The organism is Chitinophaga sp. (assembly GCF_035538455.1).
GTDB lineage: Bacteria > Bacteroidota > Bacteroidia > Chitinophagales > Chitinophagaceae > Chitinophaga.
In genome coordinates, this window is sequence record NZ_DATLKJ010000097.1 from 76,525 (window position 1) to 99,871 (window position 23,347).

At 46.4% G+C, this 23,347-nt stretch carries 20 protein-coding genes and 1 pseudogene; 12 read left to right on the forward strand and 9 right to left on the reverse strand.

Annotation, left to right across the window (positions count from 1 at the left end; all coding sequences use genetic code 11):
- Window positions 1–69 precede the first annotated feature (69 nt).
- The 7 genes from gldA to VM802_RS11765 all read left to right on the forward strand — a co-directional run bounded on the left by gldA (window position 70) and on the right by VM802_RS11765 (window position 6,292).
- Complete coding sequence (gene gldA, locus VM802_RS11735) at window positions 70–996, forward strand: gliding motility-associated ABC transporter ATP-binding subunit GldA (protein WP_325530590.1); 927 nt, start codon at window positions 70–72, stop codon at window positions 994–996.
- Window positions 997–1,016: 20 nt separating this feature from the next.
- Window positions 1,017–2,306: a phosphopyruvate hydratase gene (gene eno / locus VM802_RS11740; RefSeq protein WP_325530592.1), complete on the forward strand. Its 1,290-nt coding sequence runs from the start codon at window positions 1,017–1,019 to the stop codon at window positions 2,304–2,306.
- Window positions 2,307–2,389: 83 nt separating this feature from the next.
- Window positions 2,390–2,701 (forward strand): FtsB family cell division protein, encoded by a 312-nt coding sequence (locus VM802_RS11745; RefSeq protein WP_325530594.1) that lies wholly within the window; start codon window positions 2,390–2,392, stop codon window positions 2,699–2,701.
- 102 nt (window positions 2,702–2,803) lie between these two features.
- Window positions 2,804–3,016: a hypothetical protein gene (locus VM802_RS11750; protein ID WP_325530596.1), complete on the forward strand. Its 213-nt coding sequence runs from the start codon at window positions 2,804–2,806 to the stop codon at window positions 3,014–3,016.
- Window positions 3,017–3,068: 52 nt separating this feature from the next.
- Window positions 3,069–3,716 carry an endonuclease III gene (gene nth, locus VM802_RS11755; protein ID WP_325530598.1) on the forward strand — a complete coding sequence of 216 codons (648 nt, stop codon included), beginning with the start codon at window positions 3,069–3,071 and terminating at the stop codon, window positions 3,714–3,716.
- 131 nt (window positions 3,717–3,847) lie between these two features.
- The gene (locus VM802_RS11760; protein WP_325530600.1) at window positions 3,848–5,068 is read left to right on the forward strand and encodes a nucleoside permease; all 1,221 of its coding nucleotides are present in this window, start codon (window positions 3,848–3,850) and stop codon (window positions 5,066–5,068) included.
- A 33-nt stretch (window positions 5,069–5,101) separates the two neighbouring features.
- Complete coding sequence (locus tag VM802_RS11765) at window positions 5,102–6,292, forward strand: Gfo/Idh/MocA family protein (protein WP_325530602.1); 1,191 nt, start codon at window positions 5,102–5,104, stop codon at window positions 6,290–6,292.
- Window positions 6,293–6,396: 104 nt separating this feature from the next.
- On the opposite strand, the gene VM802_RS11770 is transcribed toward VM802_RS11765, so the two are convergent.
- The 3 genes from VM802_RS11770 to VM802_RS11780 all read right to left on the reverse strand — a co-directional run bounded on the left by VM802_RS11770 (window position 6,397) and on the right by VM802_RS11780 (window position 9,351).
- Window positions 6,397–6,771: a hypothetical protein gene (locus tag VM802_RS11770; protein WP_325530604.1), complete on the reverse strand. Its 375-nt coding sequence runs from the start codon at window positions 6,769–6,771 to the stop codon at window positions 6,397–6,399.
- 2 nt (window positions 6,772–6,773) lie between these two features.
- Entirely contained in the window at window positions 6,774–7,361 is a 588-nt protein-coding gene (locus tag VM802_RS11775; RefSeq protein WP_325530606.1) for a DUF6134 family protein, read from the reverse strand.
- Between the two features lie 139 nt (window positions 7,362–7,500).
- Window positions 7,501–9,351 carry a 2-oxoacid:acceptor oxidoreductase subunit alpha gene (locus VM802_RS11780; protein ID WP_325530608.1) on the reverse strand — a complete coding sequence of 617 codons (1,851 nt, stop codon included), beginning with the start codon at window positions 9,349–9,351 and terminating at the stop codon, window positions 7,501–7,503.
- Window positions 9,352–9,640: 289 nt separating this feature from the next.
- Here VM802_RS11780 and VM802_RS11785 point away from each other — a divergent pair, with 289 nt between their 5' ends.
- The 3 genes from VM802_RS11785 (at window position 9,641) to VM802_RS11795 (ending at window position 11,884) form a co-directional block, all read left to right on the forward strand.
- Window positions 9,641–10,381 (forward strand): Bax inhibitor-1/YccA family protein, encoded by a 741-nt coding sequence (locus tag VM802_RS11785; protein ID WP_325530610.1) that lies wholly within the window; start codon window positions 9,641–9,643, stop codon window positions 10,379–10,381.
- 232 nt (window positions 10,382–10,613) lie between these two features.
- Window positions 10,614–10,931, forward strand: coding sequence for a carboxypeptidase regulatory-like domain-containing protein (locus VM802_RS11790; RefSeq protein WP_325530612.1), 318 nt, complete (start codon window positions 10,614–10,616; stop codon window positions 10,929–10,931).
- A 203-nt stretch (window positions 10,932–11,134) separates the two neighbouring features.
- Window positions 11,135–11,884, forward strand: coding sequence for a head GIN domain-containing protein (locus VM802_RS11795; RefSeq protein WP_325530614.1), 750 nt, complete (start codon window positions 11,135–11,137; stop codon window positions 11,882–11,884).
- 110 nt (window positions 11,885–11,994) lie between these two features.
- Here the strand turns inward: VM802_RS11795 and VM802_RS11800 are convergent, their stop codons facing one another.
- The 6 genes from VM802_RS11800 to VM802_RS11825 form a co-directional block, all read right to left on the reverse strand.
- Window positions 11,995–13,293, reverse strand: a complete 1,299-nt coding sequence (locus VM802_RS11800; RefSeq protein ID WP_325530616.1) for a 2'-5' RNA ligase family protein — start codon at window positions 13,291–13,293, stop codon at window positions 11,995–11,997.
- A 9-nt stretch (window positions 13,294–13,302) separates the two neighbouring features.
- Window positions 13,303–14,571, reverse strand: coding sequence for a kynureninase (gene kynU / locus VM802_RS11805; RefSeq protein ID WP_325530618.1), 1,269 nt, complete (start codon window positions 14,569–14,571; stop codon window positions 13,303–13,305).
- Window positions 14,572–14,958: 387 nt separating this feature from the next.
- Window positions 14,959–18,516 (reverse strand): efflux RND transporter permease subunit, encoded by a 3,558-nt coding sequence (locus tag VM802_RS11810; protein WP_325530620.1) that lies wholly within the window; start codon window positions 18,514–18,516, stop codon window positions 14,959–14,961.
- 36 nt (window positions 18,517–18,552) lie between these two features.
- Window positions 18,553–19,677, reverse strand: a complete 1,125-nt coding sequence (locus VM802_RS11815; protein ID WP_325530622.1) for an efflux RND transporter periplasmic adaptor subunit — start codon at window positions 19,675–19,677, stop codon at window positions 18,553–18,555.
- Between the two features lie 36 nt (window positions 19,678–19,713).
- A complete protein-coding gene (locus VM802_RS11820; RefSeq protein ID WP_325530624.1) occupies window positions 19,714–21,072 on the reverse strand; it encodes a TolC family protein in 1,359 nt (452 codons plus the stop codon).
- Window positions 21,073–21,076: 4 nt separating this feature from the next.
- A complete protein-coding gene (locus VM802_RS11825; RefSeq protein WP_325530626.1) occupies window positions 21,077–21,688 on the reverse strand; it encodes a TetR/AcrR family transcriptional regulator in 612 nt (203 codons plus the stop codon).
- Between the two features lie 306 nt (window positions 21,689–21,994).
- Between VM802_RS11825 and VM802_RS11830 the strand changes: the two genes are divergently transcribed.
- Entirely contained in the window at window positions 21,995–22,603 is a 609-nt protein-coding gene (locus VM802_RS11830; protein WP_325530628.1) for a DUF502 domain-containing protein, read from the forward strand.
- A gap of 168 nt (window positions 22,604–22,771) precedes the next feature.
- Window positions 22,772–23,347, forward strand: a pseudogene (locus tag VM802_RS11835) (zinc dependent phospholipase C family protein); the annotation flags it as partial.

Consider the following 23,347-nt stretch of genomic DNA (forward strand, 5'->3'; position numbering starts at 1 on the left):
AACTAAATAACCACATAACAAAATCCCAAAATACTCCTTACATTAGCCACGCAAAATGAGAAATCATACATGTCTATCCAGGTATCGCAACTGAGTAAAGTATATGGAGAACAAAAGGCTGTTGATGCTATTTCCTTTGAATTAAAGAAGGGAGAGATCACTGGCTTTCTGGGACCCAACGGAGCGGGAAAATCCACTACCATGAAAATGATTACCGGCTTCCTTCCCCCCACCAGCGGACAGGCAAGCGTATGTGGATACGATATTGTGAAGCAATCGCTCGAAGTACGTAAAAGAGTAGGATACCTGCCGGAATCCAATCCGCTGTATTACGACATGTATATAAAAGAGTTCCTGGAATTCATTGCAGGGATACACCAGCTTGGAAAGGCAAGCTCAAGGCGGATCACAGAGGTAATCAGTATTACAGGGTTGGAACCTGAGCGGAAAAAGAAGATCGGGGCTTTGTCTAACGGATACAAACAACGTGTTGGGCTGGCGCAGGCGCTGCTGCACAATCCGGAGGTGCTGATCCTTGATGAGCCTACCACCGGGCTAGACCCTAACCAGCTTGCCGATATACGGCAGCTGATAAAAGGCCTGGGCACCGATAAGACCGTTATTCTGTCTACCCACATCATGCAGGAGGTGGAAGCCCTCTGCAGCAGGGTGATCATCATCAATAAAGGCAAAATAGTCGCAGACGACCAGCTGTCGCACCTACAGCAGCACAGTACCGGCAACGGCTATATCCAGGTTACATTCGGAGAGCCTGCCGTTGAAAGCGAGCTGCTGGCAATAGACGGTGTCACCCGCGTATCGGCCGTTGACAATAACAGTTGGCAATTGTATACCAATGAGGTAGATCAGGTCAGAAAAAACCTGTTACAATTTGCTTTGATTAATAACCGGAACATACTTTCTTTGCAGAGCAATTCGCAAAGCCTGGAAACTATTTTCAGGGAAATAACGAAGGGCTCCACTGCTAACAGCTAACAATTATAACATTTCGAATTATGAGTACAATTTCAGAGATCCATGCCAGACAGATCCTCGACAGCCGCGGGAATCCTACTATTGAAGTAGATGTTACCACAGAAGATGGTCATTTCGGTCGTGCCGCTGTTCCTTCCGGTGCCTCTACAGGCAAGCACGAAGCAGTAGAGCTGCGCGACAACGACAAGAGCGTTTACATGGGTAAAGGCGTACTGGAAGCCGTTAAAAATGTAAATGAAATTATTTCAGAAGAACTGATAGGCTGGGAAGTTACTGACCAGGCCGGCATAGATAAACACCTGATTGCGCTCGACGGAACTCCGAATAAAGCCAAACTGGGAGCTAACGCAACCCTGGCTGTGAGCATGGCCGTGGCCAAAGCTGCCGCTGAGCAGAGCAACCAGCCGCTGTATCGCTATCTGGGTGGCGTAAACGCATTCACACTGCCTATTCCCCTGATGAACATCATCAACGGTGGTGTGCACGCTGATAACAAGATCGATTTCCAGGAATTCATGATCGTTCCTGTAGGCGCGTCTACTTTTTCTGAAGCACTGCGTTGGGGTGTGGAAGTGTTCCACCACCTGAAATCAGTACTGAAAAAGAAAGGTTACAGCACCAACGTGGGTGACGAAGGCGGATTCGCTCCTGAAATCCAGAGCAACGAAGAGGCTATCGAAACTGTACTGGAAGCCATTTCCGCAGCAGGTTACAAACCAGGCGAACAGATTGCTATCGCACTGGATGCTGCCAGCAGCGAAATGTACAACGAAAAAGACAACACTTACAAATTCTACAAAAGCTCACAGAAAGTAATCAGCAGCGATGAAATGGTTGCGTTCTGGGCTGAGTGGTGCAATAAATACCCTATCGTTTCTATTGAAGACGGTATGGCTGAAGATGACTGGGCTGGCTGGAAAAAGCTCACCGAAGCTGTTGGCGACCGCGTACAGCTGGTTGGCGACGATCTGTTCGTAACCAACGTAAAACGCCTGAAACAGGGTATTGACCAGCACATTGGTAACAGCATCCTGATCAAAGTAAACCAGATCGGTACTGTAACTGAAACCATCGATGCCGTAAACATGGCACACAAAGCCGGTTATACTTCCATCATGAGCCACCGCTCCGGCGAAACTGAGGATACTACCATCGCTGACCTCGCTGTAGCACTGAACTGCGGCCAGATCAAAACCGGTTCGGCTTCCCGCACTGACCGTATGGCCAAATACAACCAGCTGCTCCGTATCGAGGAAGAACTGGGCGAAGTAGCGATCTATCCTACCAACGCCATCAATGTAAAGAAATAATCCGCTGATAATATCATAAAACAAAACCCATTCCACTGCCAGGAATGGGTTTTGTTTTTACCGGTTAATTCGTAATTTGCAGTATGCCATCACTGAGATCCATAAAACTGCCCGCTTTTGTAAAGAACAAGTTCTTTATTGCCAGCGTTGCGTTCGTAATATGGCTCGCATTCCTGGACAAGACCAACCTGATGTACCAGTACCAGTTCCAGTCTGAAGTGAACAAGCTGGAAAACCAGAAGGAATTCTTTATCAAAGAGATCAGGCAAACCCGCGAAGAACAGCAGGAGCTGCTGTCCAGTCCCGAGAAACTGGAGAAATTCGCCCGGGAAAAGTATTATATGAAAAAAGATAATGAAGACCTCTTCATTGTAGCCCCTGCCCCACAACAGTAGCCCCCTTGCTGTTATCAAAAATTTATGTTAATTTAACAATACATATGACCTTTCCGTCGTTATATTCCTGAACACAATTCTTTTTCATTAAACCGTCCTTGCATGGGTAATTTTACACTAACTTCTCTTTCTACACTGTGTCTTGTTACTGGTAGCGACATCAAACCTCTTCAGGAAGAGCTTTCTTTAAACAAGGAAGAGCAGGCTTGCCTGGAGGATACCAAAGCAGCCCTTGACCTGCTACGTCAGTCTCCCCGGAAAGCCACACTGCAGCTGATCTTCGACTACGCCTCCAACAGGCAACCGTCTGAATAAATTCCATTACTGACAACGGACTGCGGAAGCACTCTTTTATTATCTTTACGGTATGACCATAAAAGAGCGCTATGCGTTTGTGCTCAATTATTTTGAGAAGCACGCACCGAATGCAGAAACAGAACTGATTTACGATAATCCATACCAGTTGCTGGTAGCGGTGATACTCTCTGCGCAATGCACAGACAAAAGGGTGAACATGACCACTCCGGTCATCTTCGAAAAATATCCCGATGTTTATGCACTGAGCAAAGCTACATTCGACGACCTTTTCCCGCTCATTCGCAGTATCAGTTATCCTAACAACAAAACCAAACATCTCATTGGGATGGCGGAGCAGGTAGTGGAAGAATTCAATGGCGAAATTCCTTCCACTGTGCAGGAGTTGGTGAAGCTACCCGGAGTAGGCCGTAAGACTGCCAATGTGATCACATCTGTAGTACACCAGCAACCCAATATGGCCGTAGACACACATGTATTCAGGGTTTCAGCCCGCATTGGCCTTACCACCAATGCAAAAACACCACTGCAAACAGAGCAGCAACTACTAAAGCATATTCCCACAGAAAAGGTTCATATCGCTCATCACTGGCTGATATTACATGGAAGATATATCTGCGTGGCACGTAGTCCCAAATGCGGAGAATGCAGCCTGCGGCCTGCCTGCAAGTATTATGCGAAGCTGATCAAAGAGAATTAAAACATTACGGCTGTACCGGTAGAACCAGGGAAGTTTATTTCTTCCATCATTAATTTCATTTGCATTTATTAAATTTTATTATCTTAAACAGTTCTTTAAGATTCAATTTATAAAGCAATTTAACTACCGTTATGAAAGCAGCCGTTAGAGTACAATTGTCATTCATGATGTTCCTGGAATTCTTCATTTGGGGAGCATGGTTTGTGACGTTAGGTACCTTTGTTCTGAAAAACCTGCAGAATACCAATGCCAACCAGGTGAGTGTGGCATTCCTTACACAATCCATAGGCGCAGTGATCGCACCGTTTATTGTAGGAATCATTGCAGATCGTTTTATTTCCGCACAGGTCATCCTGGGCGCTATTCACCTCATAGGCGCAGCATTACTGTGGACCTGCTCCGGCATGACCAGTTTCGACAGCTTCTATCCGGTGCTGCTGGTTTACATGATCCTATATATGCCGACACTGGCACTGGTAAACTCGATCTCCTTCCGGCAGATGAGCGACCCCAGCAAAGACTTCTCTTCTATCCGTGTATTTGGTACCATAGGCTGGATCATTGCGGGACTCCTGATCGGCTGGCTGAACTGGGAAAAAAGCAACTCGCTGGATCTCACCTTTAAAATGGCCGCTGCTGCCTCTCTCCTACTGGGTGTCTTCAGCTTTACACTGCCTAAAACACCACCACTGAAAAAAGGCACACAGATTTCTGTAAAGGAAATCCTTGGCCTGGATGCTATCAGGATGCTGAAAAACAGGTCTTATCTCCTGTTCTTCCTCGCTTCTATCGCTATCTGTATACCACTGGCGTTCTATTATAACTTCACTAACCCCTTCCTCAACGAAATAGGTATGACCGCTGCCGCTGGTAAACAATCACTGGGACAGATGTCAGAGTTTATTTTCATGCTGGTAATGCCCCTGTTCTTCGCCAGACTGGGTGTAAAGAAAATGCTGGCACTGGGCATGTTTGCATGGGTACTGAGATATGTACTGTTTGCGTATGGTAATGTGGACAGCAATTACTGGATGCTGATAGCAGGTATTATACTTCATGGTATCTGTTACGACTTCTTCTTCGTAACAGGACAGATCTACACCGATAAACTCGCAGGCGAAGAATTCAAAAGCTCTGCACAGGGCTTTGTTACGCTGGCCACCTATGGTGTGGGTATGTTGATAGGATTCCTGATATCTGGTCCCATTGTTGAATCTTACAAAACCGCAGATCAACTTCATAACTGGCACAGCATCTGGCTCATTCCTGCCGGCATTGCCGCAGTAGTGCTGGTACTGTTTCTGTTATTGTTCAAGGATACGAACGGAACCACAAAAGCTGCCACCAATTAAGCTTTTATTTTTTAGTTTATTAACCTGTTTTGTATGGCAAAGATTGCAATGCTCGGCTCTGGCTTCATTGGCCGGTTCTACGCAGATTCTCTGCAGGGACAAAGAAGCCGTGACAAGATCGTAAGTATTTATTCGCGTCGTGAAGAAAGCGCAACCAGTTTTGCAGCCGATTATAACGTGGCGCACTGGACTACAGACATAGAAGCTGCTGTATCGCACCCGGAAGTGGAAGTGGTATGCGTGTCCCTCCCGAATAACCTGCATGAAGCTGCCGTTAATCTGTGCTGTAAACACAAGAAAGCGGTGATCTGCACGAAGCCATTGGGCCGCAATGCCCAGGAGGCTAAACGCATGCTGGAAGCGGTAGAAAAAGCCGGCATCTTCCACGGTTACCTGGAAGACCTGGTATATACGCCCAAATTTCTGAAAGCGCTCGATAGTGTACAGGCGGGTGCATTAGGTCGGATCCTCTGGGCCAAGTCCCGCGAAACCCACCCTGGCCCGCACAGTGAATGGTTTTGGGACAAAGAGCAAGCCGGCGGCGGCTGTATCCTCGACCTTGGCTGCCATTGTGTGGAAATAGCACGCAGCTTCATCGGCAAGGATATCAAACCAGTGGAAGTAATGTGCTGGGCTGACACCCAGGTGAAACCTATCGACGCAGAGGATCACGCTATTGGCCTTGTGAAGTATGAAAACGGTGCTATCGGCCAGTTTGAAGTAAGCTGGACTTTCCGCGGTGGCCTCGATCTCCGCGACGAAGTAATGGGCACTGAAGGTACCATCTGGCTCAATAGCTTCCTGCGTACCGGCTTTGATATGTTCACTACTGGCAAAGGCGCTGACTATGTTGCTGAAAAAGCAGAAAGCAACACCGGTTGGCTCTTCCCCGTTGGCGATGAGCTCAACGAACTGGGTTACAACCACATGTTCACCGATATGTTCAATGCGATGGAAAGCGGCAAAGCTGCACGCGAAACATTCTATGATGGGTATGTAGTAAATGCTATTCTTGACGCTGCTTACAAGAGTGCTGCCAGTAAGCAGTGGGAGCCGGTGCAACTCGAGATCTGGCGTGGGCAGGAAGGCGTTGCCAAAGCCAAAACACTGAATGATTATGACGATCAATATTATCTGGTAAAAGAAGAGATGACGCACTTTGGCGCGAAGAAACTTATCCTGAAAGATAAAGTGTCCGGTCAGATCATTGAAAAGACACTGTGATTATGTGGATTTCCTGATGATGCCGACAGGTGGATCCTATTTTTGTATTGATTATTTTATGGAAAGAAAAACGGTCCCGTGATGGGACCGTTTTTCTTTTTATTTTAAATCAATTTTTTCTCTTTATAAAAATCATATCCATCCCGCAACATCTTCTCTATATCCTTCAGCATAGCGCCTTCCAGCGTTTTAATATGAAAACACGACTTGCCTTTGAGACATTTTTTCAATATGGCAGATATACCTGTGAATTCTTCCGGATGTGTGTATATCGGGAAAAAGTACAGCCCTACATAATTGCTGCGGCGTCCCAATCCCGCAAAGAAAAGCTCAGGGATTGGTCTGCCTGCCAATTCCACCGGCTTGAGAGAATATACCTCATAACGGCTATCCTCTTCAATCTTGGCGGTGAGCGGAGGCGTATAGCTGCTAATGAGCCCATGTAGTGTGCTGTAGATAGCGGAGAGGTCTGCTGCCATCGTTATCCGTTTTTAACAAAAATCGCTTTCCCCAGTGTATGATTTACTTCCACCTGTACCAGCGTACCGTTCTCATATTTATAGATATTCTTTTTCCCTTCAGGCAGTAACAGCTCATATGCTCCGTTACCAATCGGCTTCAGGGCCAGGAAGCGCCCCAGCGTTTCAGAAAAGATACGCGTCACCTGCTTAGGCTCTGCGAAATAGAGATCGCCTACACAATGACTGATTTCAGTATTATCTATTACGGAACGGGTACCATTCAGTACAATCATATAGTTGTTACCGTTACGACTCGTAGTTGTTTCCTTGTCGTCGCCGTTCTTCCCGGAAATGCGGGTGGAACGAGCCATGGTCAATACATTATTGTTGTATTCGTTGATGATGTCACTGTTTACTTTCGACAGAATGGTCTGAATACGTGTTTTGATAATAATGCTCTTGGCTGCTCCATTGATTTTTCGTTGTGCTTCGATTGTGCCGATGGCATGATTGGCTACCCTTACTTCAAATGTGTTGGTCTGGGCGTTTGCCTGCACAAACAATACAGCAACCGTTAGCAAGCTAAACAATACTCGAAAAAGGCTCATAATAGCTGACTTAAAACTAGATAATGTTAAACACACGGGGAGGTAGCTGTAATAGTCCCCGTATAGGGAAAGTACGAAAAAACCTGTCACAGTGGACAGGTTTTTTTATTGTTTAACAAAATCATATTGATGTACTGCATTATGCCAGCATCTCTCTGATATGCGTTACCAGCTCACCTTTGGTGATGGGTACACCCATTATTTTATGGTAACCTTTGGCATCAATAAGGAACTGATCACGGATTATCTTGATCAGCTGACCGTTATTGATTTCAGGGATCAGCACTTTATCGTAGCTGTGCAGGATCTCGCCGAGATTTTTCGGGAAGGGCCTGAGGTGGCGGATGTGGGCATGTGCCACTTCGTGACCTTCTGCCAACAGCTCCAGTACAGCACTCTTGATTGCGCCATAGGTAGAGCCCCAGCCAAGTACCAATACCTTACCTTTTTCAGGACCTACTTCTATTTTCTGCTGCGGAATATGCTCCGCGATCTTATCTACTTTCTCCTGGCGGATCTTCACCATCAACTGATGGTTCTCCGGATCGTAGCTTACGTTACCGGTGATATTTTGCTTTTCCAGGCCACCGATGCGGTGTTCCAGACCTGGAGTACCAGGCACTGCCCAAGGGCGTACCAGGTTTTCATCACGATGATATGGCAGGAATTGTTCTTCGCCTTCATCGAGACCTTTTTTGAATTTCACTTCAATGGTTGGCAGGTCAGTGCTCTTAGGGAAACGCCAGGGCTCTGCACCATTGGCAATGTAGCCGTCACTCAGGAATATAACCGGTGTCATATGTTTCACAGCGATGCGGAACGCCTCAAATACAGCCTCGAAACAGTCTGCCGGAGTAGAAGCAGATATAACCGGCATGGGGCATTCCCCGTTACGGCCATAGTAAGCCTGCAGGAGATCAGATTGTTCTGTTTTCGTAGGCAGACCTGTAGAAGGTCCTCCACGCTGAATATCCACTATCAGCAGTGGAATTTCCAGCATTACAGCCAGTCCCATTGCCTCACCCTTCAACGCCATACCGGGGCCGGATGTAGTGGTGATACCCATAAATCCGCCGTAGGAAGCACCTATAGCTGATGTGATACCAGCAATCTCATCTTCCGCCTGGAAGGTGCGGATGCCGAAGTTCTTAAGGCGGCTCAGTTCATGTAGTATGTCGGAAGCAGGTGTGATTGGGTAGGTACCCAGGAAAATCGGCAGGTTGGCCTTCTGTGAAGCGGCCACCAGACCATATGACAGGGCAGTATTGCCGGTGATGCTGCGGTAAGTACCTGGTTCCATGCGTGCTGTTTCCACACGGAAACGGGTAGTGAATGCTTCCACCGTGTCAGCAAAGTTATAACCAGCATGTAATGCTTTCAGGTTACTTTCAAGTATCTCTGGTTTCTTACCGAATTTGTCTTTCAGGAAGTTTTCGGTGTTCTCCATGTTGCGGTCATAGAGCCAGTAGAGGAAGCCCAGTACAAACATATTTTTTGCACGGTCTTTCTCTTTCATACCCATGTTGATGTCTTTCAGCGCTTCACGGGTCATTTTGGTGACATCCATAGTATGCAGCTGATAATTAGCCAGGGAACCGTCTTCCAGTGGGTTTATGCCTTCCGGATAGTTAGCAAGACGGAGGTTTTTGGCATCGAAGCCGTCAGTATTGGCGATGATAATACCGCCTTTCTTGAGTCCTTTCAGGTTGGCTTTGAGAGCGGCGGCGTTCATAGCCACCAGTACATCGCAGGCATCACCGGGAGTAAATATCCTGTTAGAGGAAAAGTGCAGCTGAAACCCGCTCACACCGGGCAAAGTACCCTGGGGTGCGCGTATTTCGGCGGGGAAGTCAGGGAAAGTACTAAGGTCATTACCTATCAGGGCGGTATTATTGGAAAACTGGCTGCCTGTTAACTGCATCCCGTCTCCACTGTCGCCTGCAAATTTTATCACTACATCTTCCAGCTGTTGTATCGAAGTATTAGGCATCTATTATTTATTATTGTTCTGTAAGATAATCTTGTTCAGGGTGTAAATTTAGTCAATCAGCAGGTAGTAACATTATTTCGCTGCCAGATTGATTATTATCCCGCACAAAAGTACACAAAGTAAGTAGACTATTATCGGTTCAAAGCCTTATTCTTATTACTTCTGGTTATAGGTCATAACCTGAAGTTATTCAAAGGTAAATGCTAATTTTAATACAAAAAGCAGGCGGGTAATAGCTTTGTGTCAAATCAAATCGTATTTTTAAGCCGAATTTTTTAAACTATACTTTATGGCACTATTTCAATCGAACAACCCTGTACTGAAACAAAGTGTTTTTGACAAAGTGGCCCAGACTTCTGGCGAAACCATGACCATCCGTGGTACTGTTAACAAAATGGCTTTTCTGCTGGTGATGCTGATGGCAGCCGCAATTTTTTCTTACGGTGAATTTCTGAAAGGCAACTCCACTGTGGTACCGCTGGTTTTTGGCGGTGCGATTGGCGGATTTATACTGGCGTTGGTGATCATCTTTAAGAAGGAATGGTCTCCATACCTGACGCCAGCTTACGCTATTGCGGAAGGTCTGTTTCTGGGCGCTATTTCTGCGATGTTCAATGCGAAGTACCAGGGCATTGTGATCCAGGCTGTGGGGCTTACTTTCGGTACTTTCATTGCAATGCTGGTATTATACCGTGCTGGTGTGATCCGCGCAACAGAGCGCTTTAAATCCATCGTAATGACAGCAACACTGGGTATTGGTGTTTTCTACTTAATTACATTGGTACTGCGTTTATTCCACATTGATATACCATTCATCAATGGTGGTGGTATTATTGGTATTGGTTTCTCGCTGGTAGTGGTGTGTATTGCTGCGCTGAACCTGATTCTGGATTTTGATATGATCGAGCAGGGAGCAGCACAGGGTGCGCCCAAATATTTTGAATGGTATGGTTCTTTTGGTCTGCTGGTAACACTGGTATGGCTGTACCTCGAAATACTGCGTCTGTTAAGTAAACTGAACAAAAGATAACTACTGATATAGTTTTATGAAAGGCCGCTTCTCCGGAGGCGGCTTTTTTATTTTGTTAACGTCTTCCCAAATAATTGTTAAAGCATTGTATGCCGAAGTTTTATGGCACCGTAATTGCAAAATCATCCATCAGAAAAAGAGAAAGTTCTTTTGTTATTGAATTGATATCTGAAACGGATGCTGACTCATTATCTGTCATAAATTTTGTTGTAAACCGTATAAAACGAATGCTATGAAAAAGATGAGGGTAAGTATATTGGCGCTTGCGGCCGTTATGTCTGCCGCCCTTGCATTCAGAAACATCGACGGAGGCATTATAACAGGGAAAGTAACACCTGCAGATGGTGCCACTGAAGCATGGGCTGTTCAGGGAACCGATACATTGAAAGTTCCGGTTTCTGATGGTGCATTCAGTTTCCAAAATGCGAAAGCAGGTATTTATACCGTTATAATAGGAGCGAAAGTTCCATTTAAGCCTGCAACTGTTACAGATGTTAAAGTGGAAGATGGAAGATCTACTGATCTTGGAGAAATTAAATTGACACATTAAATAAGCGCAATAGTTGGTTTTCATAGGGGTTAATCAAAAGCCGGTTCCGTACGTCTGTACGGCCGGCTTATTTTTTTATGCGGGCTCTTATTCCTGTTAGTACTGTGCTTTTCCCACCTTATTTTTTCATTTCAATTTATCAACTATATAGGGGTAACTTCTTTTGGAGCCGTCATCTTCATGAACCATCCCATGAAATGACCATGAAGAAGAAGCAAGTTGTAATCACGTATACGAGCCTGAGCGTTGGATGGCTGTTACTCATGCTTGTTATTTTCAGCCTTATTCTTGGCAGCTGTACCAAGGAGAAACTTTCAGGCTCCGGCAATGTGATCGCGGTGAAACGTAGCATTTCCCCATTCACAGATGTGGAGATATCAGGTCCGTTTGAAGTGCATCTGGCACAGGATCTCAGCGGTCTGGTGGAGATAATGGCGGAGGACAATATCATTGATGCAGTTGAAACGGATACGCGGCGAAATACATTATGCATACGCATCAAAAAAGACGTGGAACTCAGTAGGCATATGCCTATACAGGTATATGTGCACAGTCGTATTTTTCAGCGGATCGCCTTCTATGGCACCGGAGATTTATATAGTAAGGACACCTTACTATGCCCACTGCTTACATATGAACAGAATGGTAGTGGAGATGCCTCACTACTGTTATCATCAGGTACCCTGAAAACGACGATCAACGGTTCAGGCAATATTTTCATCAAGGGGCACAGTGATACAATTGACAGCGATATAAACGGCAATGGTGCTGTTTATGGTACAGAGATGTCAGTGCAGCGTGCCGATATTACTATCCGTGGCACAGGCGGTCATTCGCTTCATGTGGATAAGCTGCTGAATGTTGGTATCTATGGCAGTGGTAATGTGACGTATTCGGGAAATCCCGAGCTGCATAGTGAAATCAGAGGGACGGGGAGACTGATAAAGATATGATACTACGGGTTTTCGTATAATCTACACTGTTGTTCTGTGTTTTATATTTCAAATGTAAAGGCCGCCCGCGGAATGCAGGCGGCCTTTCGGTATTTTATAAGCGTGCGTTATCAGGCGCCGCCCAGTTTGCATTTCTGCAGCACTTCCCATGACTTGCCATTATGGCGGAGGAAGTACAGGTTATTTACCTTAAAGGTAGCTGTGTACTCTTTGTTTTCGTACTCAGGCCATGCCTTATTGAACTGATCATCTTCCAGGTCTTTGAAGGCCACGGTAACGTGTGGAGTGAAGCCTGTGCGTGCCAGCATAGTACTGAAGCCAAATTCCTTACGCAGGAAGTTGATCAGCTGACGATGCATTGTAGACATGGTTTCGCTCTTTTCCACGTTAATGAACAGTACACGGTTTTGTTTGTTCGGGAAGGTTCCGAATCCGTTCAGGGATACTTCGAAAGGAGCCTGTGTTTTTGCGAACTCTGTAAGCTCATCGCAGAAGGCCTTTTCCAGCGCCGGATCAGCTGTGAACGGAACCTGCAGGGTAATGTGAGGCAATACTTTCAATGCATACATTGGTCCGTATTGTTCAGCAAATTCCTGTTTGATCTTTATGATTTCCTTACCCACTTCTGCGGTAGGCAGCAGCGCGATAAAGTAAATTTTGTTGTCAGGCTTGGGTTCCATGCGTCCGGGTCTACGTCCTGGGCTAGGGCGTCCACCTCCGCGGTTATAGCCGCCACCACCGCCACCGCGATTGTAGCCACCACCACCACCGCCGCGATTGTAACCGCCGCCGCCACCGCCACGGTCATAACCACCACCGCCGCCGCCGCGATTGTAACCACCGCCGCCACCACGGTCATAGCCGCCACCGCCGCCGCCACGGTCGTAACCACCACCGCCACCACGGTCATAACCACCACCACCGCCACCGCGATTGTAGCCACCACCACCGCCGCCGCGGTCATAGCCGCCACCGCCACGGTCGTAACCACCGCCGCTACCGCGGTCGTAACCACCACCGCCGCCACGGTCGTAACCACCACCGCCTCCGCGGTCGTAACCACCACCACCGCTGCCACGGTCGTAACCACCACCACCGCCGCCGCGGTCATAACCACCACCACCGCCACGGTCGTAGCCACCACCGCCGCCGCGGTCATAACCACCACCGCTGCCGCGGTCATAGCCTCCATCACGGTTATAGTCTGTACGTGGGCGATATCCGCCTTCACGATCTCTGTTGTAAGCTGGACGACCTTCCCGGTCTCCACTGTTGTAGTCGGGTTTTCCACCCTCCCGCTCACTGTTTAAGTTGGGTTTAAAGTCACCTCTCTCCTTACTGGGATCGTTCTCTTTGTTGGTATCAGAAGAGTAGGGCCTGCGGGGGCGTTCGTTTCTCTCAAAATTCATCTTACTTAATTAAGCGTTTGAAGCAATATTTGCTATGATTTCATAAAAATGAAATACGTCCTGATAAGAGTTATACAAGGGTGCCGGTGAAACCCTGATGACTCCGGGTTCTCTCCAATCAACGATTATACCGGCATCCGTCATTTGCTGATGTATCTCCTTACCTCTGTTAAAAAATCGCAAAGATAGCTGAGCACCACGTTCATTACAATTTTTAGGTGTAATAATTTCAAAGTCAATACCTTTCACCTGTTGTAGCAGGAATTCCAGGTAGTTGGTCAGCGCCATGCTTTTACTACGTAAAGCGCCGATACCGGCGGCCTCAAATAATTCAAGGGATGCTTTCAGGCTTACCATGTTAAACACCTGAGCGGTGCTTTGCTGCCAACCTTCGGCTTCTTTTTTAGGCACAAACCCTTTTTCCATTTTAAAACGTGCACTCTCTTCGTTCCCCCACCAGCCACCCAAGCGGAGAAATCCGCGGTTGCTGGCATGCTTTTCATGCACAAATGCGCCTCCTACCGCGCCGGGACCGCCATTCAGGTACTTATATGAGCACCAAACGGCAAAATCTACTTCCCAATTGTGCAAACTTACCGGAATATTTCCTGCCACGTGCGCCAGGTCAAAACCTGCATAAGCGCCTACACTGTGTGTTGCAGCAGTAATAGCTGGTATATCAAAAAACTGTCCGGTATAGTAATTAATCCCTCCGAATAAAACTAATGCTAAGCTATCACTTTCTCTGTTAATTATCTCTAAAATATCTTCTATTCTTATCAAATTTTCGCCGGTTCTTGGGGAAACCTCTATGATCGCATCTTCCGGATTAAAACCATGAAATTTAACCTGCGTCTCAACTGCATACTGATCGCTGGGAAATGCTCCTGCCTCCATTAACACTTTAAACCGTTGTTTGGTTGGCTTGTAAAAGCTTAACATCATCAGGTGCAGGTTCACGGTAAGTGTATTCATTACCGTTAGCTCCTGCTGGCTTGCGCCCAGAATAGCTGTCAGGGGTTTACTGCAGTATTGCTGGTAATACAGCCAGGGATTTTTAGCTGCCCAATATCCCTCCACTGCACATTGCTGCCAATCTGCTAACTCCTGCTCGATGGCTGCCTTAACATTTTTAGGCTGTAATCCAAGTGAATTGCCGCATAAATAAATTGCATCCTTCCCTTTTCTCTGTGGAAAATAAAACTGCTCCCTGAATTTATTTAGTGGATCCTGTTGGTCCTGCTCTTTAGCAAACGCTAGTGTTGCTACGTACTCCATGGTCTTCCAATCAATTGCCTGACTTTTCTTTTAATGGCACCTCCTGTTAACTGCTGTAATTCTTATTTCCTCATAACTATAAAACAGGCAAACCTATATAACTGTTTAAATCAGATTGTTTTATTCTAAAATTACTTCTCTATATCATAAGGCATATAAGACTAAGGCTGTATATGGTTAGTAACGTGAACTATCTGAAGAATCAAAAGTAATAAAGGCTACTCAAATGCCCAGCATCTTGTTTGTTAAAATTTGTTAATGCAATTAAAAATATGGTTTCGTCCACAATATACAAAAAAAATCCGTCCCGAAGAATCGGGACGGAGACTGTTAACCTACAACTGTTACACTGTATAAGTAAAAACTTGAAGTTTTCTTGTTGACCCCTTAATTGACGCCTACCCCTTCAACTTTCCTTCCTGCATGCACCACCCCGTTATTTTCCTGCCCAGGCTCCGGGAAGAACTCATACGGTTTGGGCGATACATATTCCGGATCGTGGAGTTTCCTGACCGCGTCCCTCTTCATAAACAGTTTCAGGACCAGCACCAGGAAAGGCACATACTTCAGCCCACGGGGCCAGCCATACCTATCCAGCACATCGATGGAACGCTTGTTCATAGCGTACATCACAGGTACCAGGATCAGCGTGAGGAAGGTAGCGAAGATCAAACCAAACACCATGGTCCAGGCCAGTGGTCCCCAGAAGGCAACACTGTCGCCTCCGAAGAAGATATGCGGCTGAAAATCGCTGAAAAGGGTGGCGAAATCTATATTCAGCCCCACTGCCAGCGGGATCAGACCAAGGATAGCGGCTATCGCAGTCAGTAACACAGGTGTCATACGGGTTTTGCCTGCTTCCACCACAGCATCATAAACTGGCATATTCTGTTTTATCAGCAGGTCAGTGAATTCCACCAGCACGATGCCATTTCTCACCACAATACCCGCCAACGCCATAATACCCACACCCGTCATCACAATGGAGATGTCCATTTTGAAAGTGGCAAATCCAAGGAACACCCCAATAATACTGAAGAGGATCTCCATGAAAATAACCAGCGGACGCCCTATGGAGTTAAACTGGGTAACCATGATCATTAAGATCAATCCAAATGCCCCAAGCATGGCTACTAACAGGAAATTCATTGTCTCCTGCTGGTCTTCCTGCTCTCCGGTCATTTTGATCGTCACTGAATTTGGATGAGAGAAATTGCGGATGGCACCTTCGATATTTTGCACCACCTCGTTGGCATTATATCCCGTCAATACGTTGGAATACAATGTGATTACACGTTTCTGGTCGATACGTTTGATACCGGCATAGGTGTTTGAGTAATGAATATCAGCAACGGCCGACAACGGCACCTGACGGATTGCGCCACCCATGTTCATATCCCTGTACACCAGGTTCAGGTTCATCAGATTATCAATATTATTGCGCTGATCTTCATTCAGTCGCACCATGATTTTGTATTCATCTTTCGCATCGCGGATCTTTGAGGCTTCAAACCCGAAGAGCGCGGTACGCAGCGCACCACCGATCTGGCGGGTGGAGATACCCTCATTATTGGCCCTCTCCCTGTCGATATTCACTACGATCTCCGGCTTATTAGCTTCAAAATCACTCTTCAGCTCTTCCACGCCTCCTATCTGCAGTGAATCGAGATAACGTTTCAGGCCGAAAGAAGAATTGGTAAGGTCATCAAAATTATCGCCAGTAATCTCGATGTTAATCGGCTTACCTGTTGGGGGGCCACCCTGCTCCTGTTCAACAGTAATATTGGTACCCGGGATTCCTTTCACAGCATTCCTGATCTTCTCGAGGTACAGTACCGTTGATTGCCCATTCCTGGCACCAAATTCTACAAAGGCAACAGTTACCTTACCCTTCTGCGGCTGTGTACTCAGATCCATCTGTGATGGGTCGCCGGCACCTTTGGCCACATTGGAGATGATGGATTCCACAATCGGATTATTAGCGCCAACCACTTTGGTGATGCGGTTTTCCACGATGTGCGTGATAGAATCTGTATACTTTTGATCCGTACCGTTAGGCAGTTCGATGTAAGTATAGATGAAGTTGGGATCCGCTGTCGGGAAGAACACCACTTTCGGATTCCTGATACCGGTAAGTACGATACTGAAAATGAGCAGAACGAAAGTGGCCACCAGAATCCATATCGGGCGCCAGCCAACAAGACACCATTTCAGCACCAGCTTGTAACGCTCCTGCACTTTAGGCCAGAATCCAAGCTGGAAACGGCGGGCCACGCCACCCAGCCAGAAACGTTCCAGCACGATCAGGAGGTAAAGGAATATCACAAAGTTGCCCACACCTCTGCTGCCATTGGCATAACCAATCAGCGCCAGCAGCGCGAATGCTGCTGTAAGTATTTTAAATTTCTTGTCAAACTTAGGTTTGGGATGATGTTCGCCTTCATGTCTGTCCATGAAATCCACAGCAAATACCGGGTTGATGATATAGGCCACCAGCAACGAAGCACCCAGTGTTGTAATCAGTGTTACCGGCAGATAGAACATGAATTTACCAATCACACCGGGCCAGAACAGCAATGGCACAAACGGCGCCAACACGGTGAGCGTTCCCGACAACACCGGCAGAAACACTTCTCCCGCTGCTATTTTCGCGGCCTTCACGATACCCAGGTCCCTTCGCTCATTAAAAATACGATGCACGTTCTCTATCACCACAATCGCATCATCCACCACAATACCCAGGGCCAGCAGGAAAGAGAACAACACCATCATATTCAGTGTGAAGCCGTACATCGGCATCAGGAGGAAGGCAATGAACATGGATATTGGAACTGAAAGCGCCACGAATATGGCGTTCACAGCCCCCATGAAGAACATCAGGATCAGGGTTACCAGGATAAATCCGATGATAATGGTATTGATGAGGTCATGCAGGGTAACGCGTGTGGATTTAGACTGATCCGCAGTAATGGTAACATTCAGCCCTTTCGGGAAATAGTTAGCCACCATGTCATCTTTGATGGCTTGTATCTTATCGGATGCGTCGATCAGGTTTTTACCACTCTGTTTGATAACGTTGAGCGTGATTACATTCTTTCCAGCCAGACGTGCATAGCTTTCCTGTTCCAGGAAGCCATCCACCACATTGGCGATATCCTTGAGGTAAACAGTGGCGCCAGACTGGCCGCGTACAATGATATTACCGATGCGGGAAGGATCCTTGTACTCACCTTTCACACTGAGCGTGCGTTTCTGCCCGTCCATAGATACCAGACCGCCGGAGATGGTAATATTTTCACCCTGGATAGCACCGATGATATCCTCGAAGCTGATTTTGGCGGCATCCATCTTGTATTTGTCGACATTAATCTGGATCTCGCGCTCCAGCTCTCCAACTAAGTCCACACGAGTGATTTCATTGAGCGCCTCGATACGGTCCTTCATATCATCTGCATAGCGTTTCAGCGTCTGCAGGTCGAAGTCGCCGGAGAGATTCACGTTCATGATGGGTATCTGTGATACGTCTATCTTCACGATCTGCGGCTCCTGAGTGAGATCTTTCGGCAGGTCTTTCTTCGCATCATCCACTTTTTCACGCACCTGTTGCCTGGCTGCTTCAATATCCTCATTGGCGTTGAACTCTATCGTGATAGCAGAGAAGTCCTGCATGGACGTGCTCTTGATCTTCTTCACACCGGAGATACCGTTGAGCTGTTTTTCAATCGGCTTGGTCACCAGTGTTTCCATATCTTCCGGGGAAGTACCGGCGTAGATCGTATTGATATAGAATTGTGGGAACACTACTTCCGGAAACTGTTCCTTGGGCAGATTGATATAGGAAAGTATACCTGCAATAGCCACGATAAGAGTGGCTACATATATGCTCACTTTATTATCGATGGACCAACTGGTAGGCTTAAACTCTTTATTGAGATTGTCTTGCATAATCTTGATTTTAGCTGTTAGCTTTTGCTGAAAGCCTTACGATTTGATCAGATCATTATCATTCAGTCCCTGAAATCCGGTAGTAATGATGACGTCGCCTTTTTGCAGGCCGCTTTTGATTTCTGCCCTGTCGTTGTACGTGCGTCCGAGCTCAACGGTTTTTCTTACAGCCACCTGTTTGCCGTTAGCATTCTGAGCAACCAGCACGTAGGGTTTACCGGAAGAGTACTGTATTACATTTACGGGGATCACGATAGCATTGCTGGCTGTGTAATCCACTATTTTGATATGTGCGATCATGTTCGGGCGCAGCGCATTGTCTGCCTTCAGCGGCACTTCGACCTTGATGGTACGACTAAGCGGATCGATAGTGCGGGAAGCGAAGCTGATGTTGGCAATAATCTGGCGATTGATATCCGGGAAAGCGATCAGCACGCGATCCCCTGTTTTCACCAGCCCGGCATAGGTTTCAGCTATATTCGCCGTTACCTTCAGGTTGTTGGCATTTACCACACGGAAGGCTGGAAAACCTGGCATAGCATTGTCCCCCAGCTTCACAATCACAGCATCTACTGTGCCGCTGATCGGAGAGATGATTCGGGTCTGGGCCAGCTGATCCTGCAGGGTAGCCGTCTTTCTTTCCAGGCTTTCCTTCTGGTTTTTGGCATTCAGGTATTGTACTTCAGATCCTATTTTCTGAGACCATAGGTTTTTCTGTTTTTCAAAGAGCGTATTGGCGAGATCCATCTGTGTGCGTAGCTCTGCTACGTTAGCTTTCAGCACCTGGTCTTCCACCTGCGCCAGTGTTTGTCCCTGGCTTACATGCTGACCTTCCTTCACATAGATAGCAGTTACTACACCTGGCACGCGGGCAGATACGTTTACATTTTCGCGGGCATCCACACTTCCCTGTACATCAATGTAATGTTCGAATACAGTATCCCTCACTTCCGCTACTGTTACATCTTTCATCTTGGCGGCTGTAGAATCTGTTTTGCCCAGTTCTTTTTCCAGCGCAGCTATTTTTTTGTCGGCATCTTCATTATACTTGGCTTTCTCCTGTTTGAGTTTTTGCAGCTGTTCGGATTTGTTTCCGCCGCCGCCACCGCAGGCAGCGAATAATACAGTGAATGCAGGAATGATGAAATATCTTTTATTCATATAAATAGCAGTGAATGGTGATTGGAATTTTTTACACTATAATTTGCCGTATGCTTTAAGCAGATCAATCTTGGCGACGATAGCATTATATAGTGCTGTGAAATAATTGTTCTGAGCAGTGAGCAGATCATTTTCAGCGGTAGACATCTCCAGGCTGGAGCCCACACCCTCTTTGTATTTCACCTGTGTGAGATTGTGTACATCCTGTGCCAGCTGCATATTCTTCTCCTGCGCTTCAAGCGTCAGTACGTTGTTTTTGAAAGTGGAGGCTGATTGTTCTCTTTCAACATCTATACCCAACTTGAGATTTTCGAGTTCTATCTCGCTTTTCTTCACAGCGAGAAACGCTTGATCCACCTGGCGTTTGCGCTGGAATCCGGTGAAGATAGGGAGAGAGAGGTTCAATCCTGTGTTCACATAGCCGTACCACATCTGGGTTTTGAAATAATCGAAACGATCACTTCCTCTCAGCGCTCCCGTAGAGCCAAAGATCTGGAGAGAAGGCAATCCTTTCAGTTTATATCTTTTCAGGTCGTATTCGTTGGCCTTCTTTTTTGATTGTAACAACCTGTATTCTATACGCTGTGCGTAGTCAAATTTGTCCAGGTCCAATACATTGGAAGCGATTTCCGCAGTAGAGAGTGTATCCGTTAACGTTACACCCTGCCGGAGCGGCATACCCATCTGGTATTTGAGGGCCGCCAATCCCACCTCAATGAGGTTCCGGAGCTTCGTCTGTTCTGACTGAAGGTTGGTGTATTGTACAGTAAGCCTGTCTACATCAAGCTTTTCCACAAGGCCATTTTTATAAATCTCTTTGGTATCGCTGAGCAGCTTCTCCATAGTGGAGATGTTACCATCGAGTATGGTCAGGGCTTTTCGCGCAGAGAGTACGTTGTAGTACGCTTTATATACATTGACTTTTACATCTACCTCAGTTTTGGCGACACTCTGCGCTGCCAGCTCTTCCAGTGTTTTGCGGGCTTGTAAAGCAACGAGTACGCTCGGATCGAAGAGCGTTTGTGTGACCTTTACCTCCCCCACGAGATTATGTGGCAGCTGGAATGTAACAACTGTAAAGGAATCTTTGGGCAAGCCAAAGTTCCTCATGTTGAACATCTGCTTTTGAAGAATAGGATTATACTGATAGGAGCCGGTACCGTTCACAGAAGGCAGCGCCAGTCCACTTACTTCCTTGTTTTTCGCCAGCTGGATGAGCTCATCCAGTTTGGCTGATTTTACGGCAGCCTGGTTAGCCAATGCGTAGTTCACTGCTTCTCTGGCCGAAAGCCGGATAGGTTCCTGCACAGCCGTTTGCTGGGCACGGGATACTCCGGCCAGTGAAAGCAGCCCTACCGTTAAGGTTACTCCGGTGAGCTGTCTGATTAGTTGCATAATATTACCTGTTTTGCGATAGTTGTTTATATTTTTCTATGAGTTTGTATCCCTTTGCCGAGGCCACCCCATATAAAAAATTTTCTAGCAATACATTCTGCACTTTTGGCATATCTGAGACACCCGGGAAGGCTTCTGGCTGAAAGCACAGCATACATCCGTAAACGCGGTACAGTGTTAAGATTTTGATGTCGATATCCGGTCGGTAAAGTCCTTCTTTGATGCCACGCTCCAGGTTTTCGCGGATCATATTGGCAAGGTGTGTATTCCTGTATTCCATGAATACCTGGTACGCCTTCTGGTGAAATTTCTGAAGATCCAGGAGCATAACGGGATTCATGTTCCTCATCCTCCTGTCCAGCATCTCCATTACCAGGAACAGTTCTTCTATGGCATCGCGGGATTTAGCGTGATCAGCCTGACACTCCGCATGCACCAGGTTCACAAAGCGGGTCATGGTATGCAATACCATATCATCTTTGTCGGTGAAATGCGCGTAGAGTGTTTTCTTTGAAACGCCCATTCTTTCAGCTATGTCGTCCATAGTAATCGACCGCGTTCCATATTGGCGAAACAGTCCGAAAGCCGTGTCCATAATACGTTCCTGTGGTTCCATATGGTTTTCAGCTATAACATTGTTTGCTATACGACAACAAAACTATGGAAACTTTTTAAACCACCAAAGTTTCCAGTAATATTTTTTTACATGTAGGAACATGTATTTTATGTAGAAAACTGTCTGGACGGATGTGAAGAATCTCGCGCCTGGTTTTTCAATATTGTTTTAAGGTTAAATTAAAACTTAAAATCGCTTTAAGCAAGTATCATTCAACAAAATAAATCCCGATATACACCGGCAATCCCATGTATCCTGCGAGAAACGCGAAACATTGAGTAATTTGCATTCTTATATACATATACCATGTCGCCTAAGCTTAAATTCAAAGCGTTTGCTTCCCGCGTGCTGCGGTATTTCTTCCAGGGTCTGCTAATCCTTGCCCCTATTGGCATTACAGCATTTACGCTGTATTGGGCATTTGTTACAATAGACAACCTGATCCCGAAGGAGCTGATCCCCTCAGATAATTCTTTCAATTTTTTAAAATATAAGGGCGTAGGATTTCTGCTGGTATTGCTGTTGGTTGTTGCGGTTGGGTACCTGAGCTCTTCGTTTATCATCGGTCGTATTTTTGATATGTTCGACCGTTTGCTGGAGCGCACACCATTCATTAAATACATTTACACTTCCATCAAGGATGTTTTTGATGCGTTTGTGGGTGAAAAGAAAAAGTTTGATCACCCTGTACTGGTGCAGGTCTATGGCGTGGATGTCTGGGAAATGGGATTTATCACGCAGGCTGATGTGAGCAATTTCGGACTGGAGGGTTATATGGCTGTATATGTACCGCATGCTTATGCTATCACCGGTAAAGTATTTATGGTTCCCAAAGAGAGAGTAAAACCACTGGAGAATATATCAGCAGGCGAAGCTATGAAGTTTGCTGTCAGCGGTGGAGTCACAAATATTTAGGGATTTTTTTATGTAGTTATTTTTTTATTTAAAATGCAGCGGAGACCAGTCAATGCAGATTATGTACTGCAACACCTGCTGATCTCCGCTGCATTTTAAATAAAAAAATAACTACATAAAAAAATCCCTAAATATTCGTAGATTCATCGTCCCCAAAAAATATATGTCATGTTAACCCGAACCCACATACGAATTTTCGTATTTCTTGCATTTATACTTATAAGCGAAGATGTTCACGGATGGGGATTTTTTGCCCATCAGCGAATCAACAGACTGGCAGTGTTTTGTCTCCCTCCGGAGATGATGCAGCTGTATAAGCCTCACCTGGAGTATATAACCGTGCATGCCACAGATCCCGATAAAAGAAGATATGTGGTGGCAGCGGAAGGCGCAAGACATTACATCGATATTGATATTTTCGACACGCCCCCTTACAGCAATATTCCACACAGCTGGCAGGAGGCGCTTGACAAGTATGGTGCAGACTCACTGAACCGGAACGGCATATTGCCCTGGCACCTGGAAAAAATGCTGGCGATACTTACACGGGCCTTCCGTGATAAGGATCAACAGCGTATTCTGCAGGTATCTGCAGAGCTGGGGCATTATGTCGCAGATGCGCATGTACCCCTGCATGTAAGCTCCAATCACAATGGTCAGCTTACAGGGCAACATGGTATACATGGTTTCTGGGAGAGCCGCATCCCTGAGCTGCTGGCAGATCGCGAGTGTGATTACTGGGCG

Bases quoted from the DNA above. Each gene is read 5' to 3' on its own strand.
- VM802_RS11780 (WP_325530608.1), bottom strand. From the start codon at position 9,351: ATGCCTAATACTTCGATACAACAGCTGGAAGATGTAGTGATAAAATTT.
- VM802_RS11800 (WP_325530616.1), bottom strand. From the start codon at position 13,293: ATGAATTTTGAGAGAAACGAACGCCCCCGCAGGCCCTACTCTTCTGAT.
- VM802_RS11750 (WP_325530596.1), top strand. From the start codon at position 2,804: ATGGGTAATTTTACACTAACTTCTCTTTCTACACTGTGTCTTGTTACT.
- VM802_RS11795 (WP_325530614.1), top strand. From the start codon at position 11,135: ATGAAGAAGAAGCAAGTTGTAATCACGTATACGAGCCTGAGCGTTGGA.
- VM802_RS11775 (WP_325530606.1), bottom strand. From the start codon at position 7,361: ATGAGCCTTTTTCGAGTATTGTTTAGCTTGCTAACGGTTGCTGTATTG.
- VM802_RS11785 (WP_325530610.1), top strand. From the start codon at position 9,641: ATGGCACTATTTCAATCGAACAACCCTGTACTGAAACAAAGTGTTTTT.
- VM802_RS11770 (WP_325530604.1), bottom strand. From the start codon at position 6,771: ATGGCAGCAGACCTCTCCGCTATCTACAGCACACTACATGGGCTCATT.
- VM802_RS11810 (WP_325530620.1), bottom strand. From the start codon at position 18,516: ATGCAAGACAATCTCAATAAAGAGTTTAAGCCTACCAGTTGGTCCATC.
- kynU (WP_325530618.1), bottom strand. From the start codon at position 14,571: ATGGAGTACGTAGCAACACTAGCGTTTGCTAAAGAGCAGGACCAACAG.
- VM802_RS11825 (WP_325530626.1), bottom strand. From the start codon at position 21,688: ATGGAACCACAGGAACGTATTATGGACACGGCTTTCGGACTGTTTCGC.
- VM802_RS11745 (WP_325530594.1), top strand. From the start codon at position 2,390: ATGCCATCACTGAGATCCATAAAACTGCCCGCTTTTGTAAAGAACAAG.
- gldA (WP_325530590.1), top strand. From the start codon at position 70: ATGTCTATCCAGGTATCGCAACTGAGTAAAGTATATGGAGAACAAAAG.
- VM802_RS11765 (WP_325530602.1), top strand. From the start codon at position 5,102: ATGGCAAAGATTGCAATGCTCGGCTCTGGCTTCATTGGCCGGTTCTAC.
- VM802_RS11790 (WP_325530612.1), top strand. From the start codon at position 10,614: ATGAAAAAGATGAGGGTAAGTATATTGGCGCTTGCGGCCGTTATGTCT.
- VM802_RS11820 (WP_325530624.1), bottom strand. From the start codon at position 21,072: ATGCAACTAATCAGACAGCTCACCGGAGTAACCTTAACGGTAGGGCTG.
- VM802_RS11815 (WP_325530622.1), bottom strand. From the start codon at position 19,677: ATGAATAAAAGATATTTCATCATTCCTGCATTCACTGTATTATTCGCT.
- eno (WP_325530592.1), top strand. From the start codon at position 1,017: ATGAGTACAATTTCAGAGATCCATGCCAGACAGATCCTCGACAGCCGC.
- VM802_RS11830 (WP_325530628.1), top strand. From the start codon at position 21,995: ATGTCGCCTAAGCTTAAATTCAAAGCGTTTGCTTCCCGCGTGCTGCGG.
- nth (WP_325530598.1), top strand. From the start codon at position 3,069: ATGACCATAAAAGAGCGCTATGCGTTTGTGCTCAATTATTTTGAGAAG.
- VM802_RS11760 (WP_325530600.1), top strand. From the start codon at position 3,848: ATGAAAGCAGCCGTTAGAGTACAATTGTCATTCATGATGTTCCTGGAA.